General features: G+C 56.0%; 9 protein-coding genes and 1 other RNA gene. 4 read left to right on the forward strand and 6 right to left on the reverse strand.

Annotated elements, in window-relative coordinates:
* The 3 genes from infB to AMR42_RS07015 form a co-directional block, all read left to right on the forward strand.
* A partial coding sequence (gene infB / locus AMR42_RS07005) for a translation initiation factor IF-2 (protein WP_099532748.1) occupies positions 1-2,525 on the forward strand: 2,525 nt, incomplete at its 5' end.
* 308 nt (positions 2,526-2,833) lie between these two features.
* Positions 2,834-3,661, forward strand: a complete 828-nt coding sequence (locus AMR42_RS07010; RefSeq protein ID WP_099532749.1) for a glutathione S-transferase family protein — start codon at positions 2,834-2,836, stop codon at positions 3,659-3,661.
* A gap of 181 nt (positions 3,662-3,842) precedes the next feature.
* Positions 3,843-4,877 (forward strand): low-complexity tail membrane protein, encoded by a 1,035-nt coding sequence (locus AMR42_RS07015; RefSeq protein ID WP_158234389.1) that lies wholly within the window; start codon positions 3,843-3,845, stop codon positions 4,875-4,877.
* A 174-nt stretch (positions 4,878-5,051) separates the two neighbouring features.
* Here the strand turns inward: AMR42_RS07015 and ssrA are convergent.
* From ssrA to AMR42_RS07030, 3 genes are all read right to left on the reverse strand, one after another.
* Positions 5,052-5,450: a transfer-messenger RNA gene (gene ssrA, locus AMR42_RS07020) on the reverse strand.
* A gap of 277 nt (positions 5,451-5,727) precedes the next feature.
* Entirely contained in the window at positions 5,728-6,114 is a 387-nt protein-coding gene (locus tag AMR42_RS07025) for a DUF423 domain-containing protein (protein ID WP_099532751.1), read from the reverse strand.
* A gap of 192 nt (positions 6,115-6,306) precedes the next feature.
* Positions 6,307-7,629 carry an FAD-dependent oxidoreductase gene (locus AMR42_RS07030; protein ID WP_158234390.1) on the reverse strand — a complete coding sequence of 441 codons (1,323 nt, stop codon included), beginning with the start codon at positions 7,627-7,629 and terminating at the stop codon, positions 6,307-6,309.
* 362 nt (positions 7,630-7,991) lie between these two features.
* Here AMR42_RS07030 and AMR42_RS21485 point away from each other — a divergent pair, with 362 nt between their 5' ends.
* Positions 7,992-8,828 (forward strand): 5-formyltetrahydrofolate cyclo-ligase, encoded by an 837-nt coding sequence (locus AMR42_RS21485; RefSeq protein WP_158234391.1) that lies wholly within the window; start codon positions 7,992-7,994, stop codon positions 8,826-8,828.
* Positions 8,829-8,934: 106 nt separating this feature from the next.
* Here the strand turns inward: AMR42_RS21485 and AMR42_RS07040 are convergent, their stop codons facing one another.
* The 3 genes from AMR42_RS07040 to AMR42_RS07055 all read right to left on the reverse strand — a co-directional run.
* A complete protein-coding gene (locus tag AMR42_RS07040) occupies positions 8,935-9,789 on the reverse strand; it encodes an MBL fold metallo-hydrolase (RefSeq protein WP_099532753.1) in 855 nt (284 codons plus the stop codon).
* A 567-nt stretch (positions 9,790-10,356) separates the two neighbouring features.
* Positions 10,357-10,878 (reverse strand): universal stress protein, encoded by a 522-nt coding sequence (locus AMR42_RS07045; RefSeq protein ID WP_099532754.1) that lies wholly within the window; start codon positions 10,876-10,878, stop codon positions 10,357-10,359.
* Positions 10,879-11,451: 573 nt separating this feature from the next.
* Positions 11,452-12,563, reverse strand: a 1,112-nt coding sequence (locus AMR42_RS07055; RefSeq protein WP_199858113.1) for a cobaltochelatase subunit CobN, incomplete at its 5' end; no start/stop codon positions are given.

Raw genomic sequence — 12,563 nt, forward strand, 5'->3', positions numbered from 1 at the left:
CCGCTTCGGCAACACCGGAACCCATTGCCGAAAAGAAAGCCGAACTGAAAACCCCGCCCCGTCCCGGCACAGCGCCGCGCCCGGTCAAAAAACCCGAGCTGGTGGGGCCGCCATCGCGGCCAGCCAAGCCTGCCGAAAGCAAGCCTGCTGAACCCCGCGCGGGTGCGCCCAGTCGCCCATCCCGCCCCACCCGGCCCGGCGAGGCCAAAGGCCCCGCAGCCGGTGGCCCTGGCAAAGGGGCCCCGCCAACCATCGTGGAGTTGCGCCGGCCGAAACCCGTGCGCCCCACCGAAGCCACAGCCGACGGTAGCGCTGACGGCACGGCCGCAGCCCCCGCGGCCAAACTGCTGGAAAAACCCACACGTCCGGCCAGCAGCGGCGAAGATTATGAAAACAAGCTGAATCGACCGACCCTGAATCGCCCCACCAAGAAGGGCAAAGATTGGGAAGCGGAAGAGGAAGAGCGGGCCAGAATTGCCAAGGACAAGGCTGGCAAGAACAAGCGCCGTAACCAGGTGGAATTCGAAGACGAAGACGACTTCGAAGAAGATGATGAACTGATGATGGAAGGGGTGGACGGTCAGCCGGCTCCCTTCCAGGTCAGCCTATCGATCGCCCGGCCGCCGAAGCCCAAGGGTGTGACCCCGCCGAAGCCCGCTCCGCAGCCCAAACCGGTTACCAAGAAGGGGGCCTCGCGCCCGCCTCAACGGGAACGTCGGGAACAACAGGTCAAGAAGGAACGACCGGAGCTGATTACCCTCACGGAGGGGCTGACGGTGGCCGAGTTGGCCGAAAAGCTGGCCGTTCCAGAAACGGAAGTGGTGAAGCGCCTGTTCTTGAAAGGGATGGCCGTCAGCATTACCCAAACCCTCGATGTTCCGACAGCCACGATGGTGGCCGAGGAGTTGGGGGTGATGGTGGAAACCGCCGAGAAGGAATCGGAAGCCCGCAAGGTGACCGAAATGCTCGATGTGGCCGACCTGGAAAGCCTCCAGCGCCGCCCGCCGGTTGTCACGATCATGGGTCACGTAGACCACGGGAAAACCACCCTGCTCGACTCGATCCGCAAAACCAAGGTGGCCCAAGGGGAAGCCGGTGGCATTACCCAGCACATTGGGGCTTACCACGTGCAGGTGGATCAAGAGGGCGGCAGCAAGAAGGTGGTCTTCTTGGATACACCGGGTCACGAAGCCTTCACGGCCATGCGTGCTCGGGGGGCACGGGTCACGGACATTGCCATTTTGGTGGTGGCGGCCGATGACGGAGTGCAACCCCAAACAATCGAGGCTCTCAGCCATGCCCGCGCGGCAGAAGTGCCGATCGTGGTGGCCATTAACAAGATTGACAAGGAAGGCGCAAATCCCGATCGGGTGAAGCAGGAACTGGCCGAGCGCGGCCTTGTGCCGGAAGAGTGGGGCGGGGACACGATTATGGTTCCCGTGAGTGCCCTCAAGGGTCTCTACTTGGATGACCTGCTGGAGAACCTGCTGTTGGTGGCAGAAGTGGAAGACTTGATGGCTAATCCCGATCGCCTGGCGCGCGGGACGGTCATTGAAGCCCACCTTGATCGGGCCCGTGGTCCGGTGGCCACCCTGCTGGTGCAAAACGGCACCCTGCGAGTTGGCGACATCCTTCTCGCCGGCCCGGCTCTGGGCAAGGTGCGGGCGATGATTGACGATCGTGGTCATCGCGTTGATGCCGCCACTCCTTCCTTCGCCGTTGAGGTGTTGGGTCTGAGCGAAGTTCCGGCCGCTGGGGAAGAATTTGAAGTCTTCGCCAACGAAAAAGATGCCCGGGCGATCGCCTCTCAGCGCAGCGACCAACAGCGCCAAAGCCGTCTGCAACAGGCCATGGCTTCCCGTCGCGTCAGCCTCACCAGCATTTCTGGTCAGGCACAAGAGGGCGAGCTGAAGGAACTGAACCTCGTGCTCAAGGCCGATGTGCAAGGCTCCCTGGAAGCCATTCTGGGATCTTTGCAACAACTGCCCCAAAACGAAGTGCAAGTGCGCGTGTTGTTGGCTGCACCGGGCGAAATCTCCGAAACGGATATTGACTTGGCTGCCGCCAGTAGCGCCGTGGTTGTGGGCTTCAACACCACCCTCGCGCCTGGTGCTCGTCGCTCCGCCGATGAAGCGGGTATTGATGTCCGCGAATACAGCGTGATCTACAAACTGCTGGACGACATCCAGGCCGCCATGGAAGGGATGCTCGATCCGGAAGAGGTGGAAGAACCGCTGGGTCAAGCGGAAGTTCGGGGTGTGTTCCCGGTGGGTCGCGGCACGGTGGCCGGTTGCTATGTGCAGTCGGGCAAGCTGATTCGCGATTGTCTGCTGCGGGTGCGCCGAGGCAAGGAACTGGTGTTCCAAGGTCGCATGGATTCGCTGAAGCGGTTCAAGGAAGACACCAAGGAAGTGAACAGCGGCTACGAGTGCGGTGTGAACTCCTCGGGCTTCAACGACTGGCAAATGGGCGACATCATCGAGGCTTACCGCCTGGTGGCCAAGCGTCGCACCCTGTCCCTCTAGGACATTTTCGGAAGGTTAATCAGCGAATCAGCCCACTGCTTCGCTGAGGGCGATCGAGTTCATAGTCCGATCGATTCCGGCTCGATCGCCCCATCACCCTTGATCTGGGTTTTCATCAGCCCCGACTAGTCACTAACCACGTGCTAATCGGGGCTAATTCTTTTGTCTGGCATCACAGCCCGATCGCATCGGGTCTGTTAAAACTGACGGAATAGTCCAGCGGGGAAACCGAAACCCAAGGTGGCTCTGGATCGTCATTGAGCCATTCTGAGCCTGCTGATTATTTTTGCTGTTTTTGATTGCTTTGAATGATTACGCTCTACACTGCTCCGTCCCGTTGGGGGCTGGCTAGCGTCAGTCCGGCTTGCATGGAATTGGAAACTTGGTTACGAATTGCCGAGTTACCCTACCAAACAGCCTTAGCCACCGCTCAGGATCTGGCTCAGGCCCCCTATGGCAAAATTCCTTTTATTGAAGAAGCAGGGCAAAAATGGGGCGACACCGCGTTAATTATTGAGCGCTTTCGCCAAACCCAAGGTATTGATTTGGAAGCCGGTTTAAGCCAGGCTGATCGCGCGATCGCCCTGGCTTTCCGTCGCCTGATTAAGGAACATCTCTACTGGGGTGGAATTGCGATTCGCTACCGCGATGAAGAAAACTGGCAAGACTATCAAAACTTAGTCTTGACTCTGGTTCCCAGTCACTGGAGCAAGGCCCAGAGCGTGGCCTTCGCGGAGAAATTTCGCCAAAGCATTCTGCAACAGATGACGCAACAGGGCCTGGGCCGACTGAGTGACGCTGATTTATATCAACTTATTGCGGCGGATTTGCAGGCCCTTTCAGATTTTCTGGCCGATAAGCCCTTTTTTATGGGCGATCGCCCAACTACGCTGGATGCCACAGCCTACGGTCACATCGGGAATTTCATTGAGCCACCCTATTCCAGCCCGATCGTGGACTTTGCCCGCCAAAAAACCAACCTCTGCGACCACTACCAGCGCATGTCAGCACGCTTTTTTGCCGACAGGGAGACCGAGCAGAAAGCGTCTATGCTGGTTACAAAGCTTGCCCAGCCGTTGGATAGCGCCTTAGCCGAAGAAGCAGGGCCGATCGGGTTGTCCATGAATGAACTTTGATGAATGAATTTTGATCAAACCAGCCGTCATTCAACTGGCCGTAGTCCAATAAGTTTGGGTCTGGACTAGCCTTGATAAAACCGGTCTTGATTAAAACAGCCTTGATTCAACTGGCTTTCATTCAACCGGCTGAGCAACTAACACACAGAACGAATCAAACAGAGAGGGAAGGAGGTCGATCGTGCAGGGGCCAAAACGCGATCCGTATCTTTGGGTGCATTTGGCGGGGTTGGCAGCGCTGCCCCTCTGTGCGGAGTTGTGTTTACTGGGGTTGGCGGCGGGGGATCCTCTGCTGCCGGGTGGCTGGGACTGGCTGTTGGTGGGGCTGTTGGGAACTGCTCCGATCGTGGCCATGCAGTGGTTACGCCCGTTTTATCCCTTTTCGGTTTTGCTGGTGAGCCTGCGGGCCGATCGCCTCAACGAAACGCAGCAACGAATTTTGCAACGCTGGGCCGGCTGGGAAACCAAGGCGATCGCGCTGGTTGCGTCCCTTTTGGTGCTTTGGGCTTTGCAACGGCTGGATCAACTCTCCCCCTTGGCGGCGGAAATTGCCCCCCTGGATCAACGGGCGATCGGGCTGTTGGTGGTGTGGTTGGGAGCGCTTTTGGGCAGCCTGCTGCTCGCCGTTGCCCTCGTGTCTTTGTGGGTGTTGCTCACTCCGCAGACCGCCTTCAGCGCGATCGAGCCTTTTCCCGTTGGCAACGTTCCCAGCAGCTTCCTGCGCCTCAGTGTCCGGCTCACCAAAGTCTTACCCGATTTGGAAAATGCCCCAGTGGCCGCGCCCGCCAAGGTTCCTGAACCAGAGTCAGCAACGCCCCCAGAAACCACCAATGCGCCCCAGGAAGAGGTCGCCACGATCGCCCCGGAGAATCTCCCGATTCCTGGTGATCCCGAGCCACTGGATGCCACTGAACCAGTGAGCACGGCTGATCTATTGGCTACTTCTGAATTAGTGACGGATTCGGCGGCTGTTGAGGAGAGCGAGTCTACGGAATCTGAGCCGATCGCAAGCACTCCTAATGAGCCTGAGTCGATCGAGTCTACGGAGCCTGAGTCGATCGAGTCTACGGAGCCAGACTCCACCGAACCAGAACCCACCGAAGCGACCAGCAATCCCGAAACAGCAAACCAAGCCGCCGATGATGATGATTGGGGCGATATGGTCAGCGATAGTGGCAGCCACAGCGATGGCGGTGATGATGGCGACGGCCACTAGGTTCAGAGCATCGGCTTAAACAGTTTGGTTGAACAAAAAGTTGAACAAAAGCAAAACCCGACCTAGCGCAATGCCAAGTCGGGTTTTGAGTGAGTTAATGCGTTGGCTTGTTAACCATACAACCGGCTTTTAGATCACCAGTTTCTAATTAGCAATCAGTGACTAACCGTAACGGAGTGGAGCTGGAGGGAGTCGAACCCATCGTCCGCACCAAGTAGTTATACCTTGTTCATTCACAGGCTTAGTCTCGTTGACCCTTGAGACAGGGACCACTACTTAATCCCTAGCGGTAGGATGCCTCGATTAAAGTCTTTGCTAGCAGGCCAACCGAAGAAGACCGGACAGCGCATCCGTTGGGGTTAAACTCGGTGACCTTAACGGAGTCGGACAGCGAGTGCTCAACCGTCTAGTTAGAGGTGTTACAAAACTTAGGCAACAGCCACAGTCTTGCGAGCGAAAGGAACGATGTTGTTCGCATCTACTTTTTTGAGCCATTGATTTACGAGAGTTAGCCCGCTCTCGGCCTGCATCACTCAGTACCTGTTCCCAGCACGTCGAAACCGTGACAGCCCCGTGGTGTTAGCAGTGTTTTCCAGCGTTTTTAGGGTTGCGATCGCCCCAAGCTAGGTTTGGCAACGGCCATTCCAGGAGGGCAACGGCAGACTAAGTTGAGCTTTCAGGAATCAAGGCATTAATTAGTGCATTCCCAATTAATTTGTTCCTAGGTGCTCTTGAGCTGGCTGCTATGGGAGTAGATAACCATCGCTGAATGCTCCTGTATTCTATCGCGATTGGCGGGCGATCAGGCAAGGGCAATTGGGCGATCGGGGCGAAATTTCCCTACTGGTGGCTACGGTTTTGCACCTTGAAAAGCTGCCAGCCCAAACGCGAGCCAACTGACAATGAGACCCACGCCCCCGATCGGGGTAATGACACCCAAAATTTTGGGCGCGCCGAAACTGAGGGCGTAAAGGCTGCCACTGAACAGCACCATCCCCAGCAGGGCAGACACCCCGGCGATCGGGAGGCTCGGGGCCACGGGTTTGGGCATCGCGCCCATCGCCACCGCAACCATCCCCAACAGCAGCGCATGGATGAGTTGATAGCGGGCAGCCGTTTCAAAAATCGCCAAGGCGCGATCGCTCAGTTTTTCCGCTAACACATGGCTGCCGAAGGCCCCAGCCGCCACCGCCATTGCTCCTAAAAATCCAGCCCCGCCTAAAAACCAACGTTCCATTTGATTCACACCAAATTTATTGACACCAGAATTATTAAAACCAGATTTTCTTGACACCGAATTTTAATGAATTCGGCCTTCCCTTAATTCCGAAAGCCATACTCAAGCACAAAGCAATCGGGATGAAAGCCAGCCAAAGGCTCTCGCAATTTAACCAATTCAGATTCAGGGCCGTGAATTGCTAGGCGGAACCTAGGCAGAACCGTCATGAATTGCCATGATCTGATCCGCAGCCCGTTGACCCGATCGATAGGCTCCGTGAACCGTGGCCGCGTGATTGCGAGAGGTGGCTTCCCCGGCAAAAAATAGGCGATCGGCCACGGGTTTGGTCAGTTGACCGCGATCGCTCAAGGTCGCCCCCACTCGCAGGAAGGAATAGGAGCCGCCCGCAAAGGGATCGCGCCCCCAACGAGTCACCCAAACCGCCGTTGGGTCAGGAATTTTGGGGCCAAACATCCGTCGCAGAGCCTTGAGGGCACTGGCGGCCTGTTGCCCATCGCTGAGGGCTTCCAGCTCGCGGCCCTGTTGAGCCGCATTAAACCCCAACAAAATGGGGCGATCGCTGACCCGCTGGAAATTCACCCACTCATTCCACAAACCCGGCGGATCGGAAACAAACCCGATCCAATCCGACTCTGAGGGCCAAAAGGAGCGAGGGAATTCTAAATAGATTTTGTTCAGAATGCCCATTCCCAGTCGATTGATGGCGCTTTGGTGGGTCTCGGGCAGGGCTGGGGCAAAGGTCACTTGACCCGACTGCAACACCCCGATCGGCAAGGTCACCACGGCCGCGATCCCAACCCATTCACCGCGATCGGTGGTGATTTTGACTCCCTGTTGATCATGCTCAATTCGGCGCACCACCTGGTTGACCTGCAATGTCAAACCACTGGATAAGCGACGGGCGATCGAGTCGTAGCCGGTGGGGAACAGCACATCTGCCCCCTCAAAACCGTCGCCCGCATCCCACTCATTGGCCGATAGCTCCGCCATCGATCCGGCATATTCATGCTCGATCGACCCCTTCAGTAATGTCCAAACCGCCCGTTCATCGTCGGCCGTGAGGTTAGCCCGCTGAACCAAGGCTTGCAAGTCCGCTAGCAGTGGGCGATCGGTGGAACGCTTTTCCCGCAACCGGTTCTGTTGAGCCAACACCTGCTCTAAAACCTGCTCTAGGCGATCGTGCCGGGCATCATCAACTAACCGACCATCCCAGTCATAAAGCCACTGATTTTCGGCATCCGTGGCCACGGTGGGAATTTGCCACTGCTGAGCCAAGGCGGTGATCGGGTTGCCCTGGATGCCATGGATCCAACTGGCTCCCAAATCCAGCGCCACCCCCTTCAGGGCCGAGGGTCGCAAAGACCACAAACGCCCCCCGACCCGATCGCGCCCCTCCAGCACCACCGGATCCCATCCACGCGATCGCAACTGACGGGCGGCGGCCAACCCGGCAATTCCCGCCCCAATAATCAAGACCCGGCGGGACGAGTCAGCCTGCGTTAGCCCTGTCATTGGTGAGGATTGTGTTGATGGGGACTGTGTTGATGGGACTTGTTTGGATGACGATTGTTGAGCATTCAGCCCCCATCCCTGACCACAACTCACCAGACCAGCACCGGCCACACCACCCAGCATTAACCGCAAGAATCGATCGCGCTTCATGGCCAACGCGCCACCCTTTACCGCTCGTTTTTTCCAGGATAGGCCGCCAACTCCAGGCCTGGATTAGCCCTCTCCAAGTTGACCAGAGGCAATCAACGGCAGCTTCTAGCCATCTCCATTAATCTTCCTGAATTACCCACTGATTCCCATGATTCGGGCCCGGTAATTGGGTTACCATCGAAGACCCGCGCTTGCATTGGGTCCGCTCTGCCATGTATCGTCCCAATCCAGAAAAAAAGCCGCTACGTAGAGCGCTGTTACTGCAACGCCAGGTTATGCCGCAAAACAAATGGCACAACCTCAGCACGGCCCTGCGCGATCGGATCCAGTCCCTCCCAGAGTGGCAAACGGCACAGGTGATTTTTGCCTATGTGAGCCATCGTTTGGAGCCGGATATTTTGCCCTTGGCGCAAACGGAGTTGGGACGCAACAAAATTTGGGTGTTGCCCCGTTGCCAAGGGGAATTGCTGATTTGGCATCGCTGGCAACCGGGCGAACCGCTAGAACCGGGGGCCTATGGGGTTCAGGAACCCGCTAGCGATGCGCCCGTGGTGGAACCAACGGCGGCGGATTTAGTTTTGGCCCCCTGCGTTGGGGCCGATCGCCTGGGCTATCGGCTAGGCTACGGGGGAGGGTACTACGATCGACTGTTGGCGGAGGTGCGCTCCAATACCCACACGATCGGCGTATGTTTCGACTTTGCCCTATTGGACGCGCTACCCACGGATCCTTGGGATCGGCAATTTGAAGCCTTTTGCACCGAAAGCCAGGTGATTCACCCCCAATCCCACGGCCCCACCCACATTCGGATCACGATCAAACTTTTTGCCGTCTATCAAGAAACATTCGGCAAATCAGAGCTGATTTGGGAATTGCCCGCTGGTATCACGGCCGGTGAAGTTTGCGATCTGATGATCCAAAAGCATCCCAACCTGGGACATTGGCGAAACATGACCCGCTTCGGCATTAACTTTCAGTTTGTGCCCGATAGTACCCTGCTGCGGGATGGGGATGAACTGGTTTTAATTCCACCGGTCAGCGGCGGTTAATTGTTCCGTTGCAATTTCCAAGTTGGATCGTGCCTGACTCAGTCATGCTGGGTCAGGCGCAGTATTGATGCGATTAATGCGTCTGAAATCCTTTGTCTGCTTTCAGTCAGGGAATTTTGAATTCCATCCCTTCACGAGCCAGGAAAGAATCGGGCGATCGCTCCTTCAGTTGCCGTTCCACTTCATCCAGAAAATCATCGCTGTGGTTTGGCTCGTGGTGAAAGACCGCCAGATGCTTTACGCCCGCCACTTCCGCCAACTTGACTCCCTCTTGCCAAGTGGAGTGACCCCAACCCACCTTGGACGATCGGGGGTTGTTGTATTCCTCATCGGTGTACATGGCATCGTAAATCAGCACGTCTGCCTCACGAGACAGTTGCACCACGTGCTCATCCATTCGATCGGGCAAATGCTCCGTATCAGTGGCATAGACCACCGTTTTCCCATTCCAGGTAATCCGGTAGCCCATGGCTCCGTTGGGATGGTTGAGCAGCCCCGTCTCAATTTCAATATCCCCATCCACCACAAACTGATCCCCAGCCGTTAGGTCATAAAAATCGACCTCCGCCTTGATCTGTCCCACGGGAATTGGGGAATGGGGATTCAGAATTCGATCGCAGAAATGATGTTTCAGCGGCTCGCCCGTATTCGTTTGGCACCCATACACCGTCAGCCGATTGCCCGGCGTGAACAGGGGCGCGAAGAACGGCACACCCTGAATGTGATCCCAGTGGTAATGCGTGAAAAACAGAAAAGCATCCAGCGTTTCGCCAGGAGCCATTGACTCAGCCAAAGACCGCAGGCCCGTACCGCCATCAAAAATTAAGCGCCGCCCGCCAACACACAACTCCACGCAGGACGTGTTGCCGCCATACCGCACAGTGGACTTGCCCGGTGCAGGAATGCTGCCTCGCACGCCCCAGAAACGGACTAGAAAATCGGGTGAAAGCGCAATCTCCATATTGCCTACATCAAACAAGACCGGAGCAAGCAGATCCGGATTGGACGGGCTAGGTGATCGCAATTCTCTTAGTGAGTGCAGCACCAAGGCACTGACCCAATCGAGCAACTGAGTATTCTCTAGCCAGGGTTATCGAGCTGCGCGATCGGTTGAAAAGCCTAATCGCTGCGGATCTGAGTTGATCACTAACACTAAGTTGATCACTGAGCTGATCGTGACTGATCGTGCGGATCGAGGGTTTGCTGAGAATGCTTAACGCAAATTGCCCGATGCTATGAGGCAAACTTATGGCCCCAGAACACCTCCTGTTGAGCCTAGCATAGACCGCGAGGATGGGCACTAACTACCTAGTTCCATTCCCGATCGCGCTGTTCCGTGCAAATTATCGGGAGCCGGCCAAAATCTAGCGCATGTTTGCACCAAAGCTCAGATTTTGGCCATCCCACCCTAACCTTCAACCCAAAATTGGCTCGATCGCAGGAGTCGAAAATTCAAGCCCCTGAGCCAACTAAACCCTAACGTTTCGATCGGGCGCTGGTTCCGTACTTCCCTGGCGCTGCAACAAGCCTACGGATTAGCCACCGGTTTGCTGGAGTTGGCTTCCTCCGATACTTCCTGGGTCACCAAAACCGCACAGGGACAATGGTGCAGCACATAGTTACTGACACTGCCCATGAATAGCTCACTCAGCGTCGATTGACGACGATGCCCCACCACCACCAAATCCGCTTCCCAGGTGTGGGCAAGCTGACAAATGACCTTACCGGGCGAACCGTGGTTTTGCGACCACTCGGCAGGAATTTGGCGTTCTGCGGCCACGTCGGCCAAAACTTTGAGCTGTTGTAGATTTTCGTCAATATAGGACTGCCAAGCCTCGTGATAGCGCTGCAACAAAGCATCATCAGGCAGAAAAGCCGGCACAAAAAATAAATCGTCGCCGGGGGGCATAGGGGCATTGCCTTCGCCGGGAAACAGCACATGCAGCAACATGACCGACGCGCCTAGTTTTTCAGCCAGGTCAATCCCCTGACGAAAAGGAGCATGGTCAACGGAAGGATCTTCAATGGCAATCAAAATTTTGTGATACATGGCTAGGCTCCTTGAAGGCTGGCTGGGATCAAAAAAGCGGGCCGCGTCAGCCAGAGTTAACGAGGGATCGCTGCAAATCAAAACTGGGGCCGCCCCAGAATGATCAGCGATCGCCGAATTTAGTCATACCAAAAAATAGTTAAGTGCTTGTTAAGTTTCAGGCTGAATCAGAAACTATCTCTAGTGTCTCCGATTCTCAATTCAATGTCTAGAAGTTGCCATATTTATTGATAATTTCACGAGCAGCAAGTTCTATTATTTTGTAGTCAATTAAATTCATCAATAAATTCACCATCTGGGTTATTGTTTATTTTTTTATTAATGAGATGCGTTTTATTTTTTATCTTGGCTATTTTTGAATCGACATTAAAATTTAGATGCGAATCAATATTTTCTGTCAGGATATAATTTAAGGATATAGTCTGGCGAGAATTTTTGACCCCATCGAATTTCTTCTTCAAGAAAAACTCGGTCTTTTATGAAGATTGATGGCAATTAGAAGCCTCTAAAACAGTAGGAATCAGCAAGAATGATGGAAATTCTTGAGCTGTGAAATAGCCGATTGCCCTCGTGCTATGAGCGAGCTTCTAGGTCGGCTTCCGCTTCCAGGGCGATCGCTTGCAGTTGATCCAACCGTTGGGGATCGGCAGGGATCCATAAACCGCGCTGATGGGCTTCTAGCAAACGCTCTGCCATATCCCGCAGGGCCCAGGGATTTTTCTGGCGCACAAAGTCCTGAACAGTGCGATCGAGCAGATAAGCCTCTGCCACACCGTCATACATGAAGTCTTCGACACAGCGAGCCGTGGCATCATAGGCAAACAAATAATCGAGGGTGGCGGCCATTTCAAAGGCTCCCTTGTAGCCGTGGCGCATGGCGGAGGCAATCCATTTGGGGTTCACAACGCGCGATCGATACACTCGGGCAATTTCTTCCGCAAGCGATCGGGTACGGGGGCGATCGGGTTGCGCATGGTCTCCAAAATAGACGGTGGGTTGTTGCCCGGAAATGACGCGCACGGCGGCCGTTAAGCCCCCTTGAAATTGATAGTAATCATCGGAGTCTAAAAGGTCATGCTCGCGGTTATCTTGGTTCTGCAAAACCACTTGCATTTCCCGTAATCGCTGCTCAAAGGCTTCCAGGGCCGATCGCCCAATTGGGGCCGCCAGGCCATTGCTGGGTGCATCGCCGCTGACGGGGCCCGAACGACCCGCGCAACTGTAGGCATAGCTGCTCCAGTTCAGATAGGCCCGGGCCAAGTCCTGGTCGCTTTGCCAGTTTTGAGCCTCAATCAGGCCCTGAAGGCCTGCGCCGTAGGCTCCGGGCTTGGAACCAAAGATGCGGTAGTGGGCGCGGGTGCTGGCCTGCTCCTGGGTCAGGCCGCTGGCTTGCCATTGGGCGGTTTCCTGACGCACACGCTGGGCGATCGGGTTGTCGGCGGCGGCTTCATCCAACGCGGCAACCAGGTAAACCGCCCGATCGAACAGTTCAATTAGGTTGGGAAAGGCATCCCGAAAGAAACCAGAAATTCGCAGGGTCACATCCACCCTGGGCCGCCCGATCGCGGACAGGGGCAACACTTCCACCCCCACCACCCGCCGCGCCGCCCCATCCCAGCGGGGCCGCACCCCCAACAGCGCCAACGCTTCCGCCAAGTCATCGCCTCCGGTGCGCATGGTGGAAG

Source organism: Limnothrix sp. PR1529 (genome assembly GCF_002742025.1).
Lineage (GTDB): Bacteria > Cyanobacteriota > Cyanobacteriia > CACIAM-69d > CACIAM-69d > CACIAM-69d.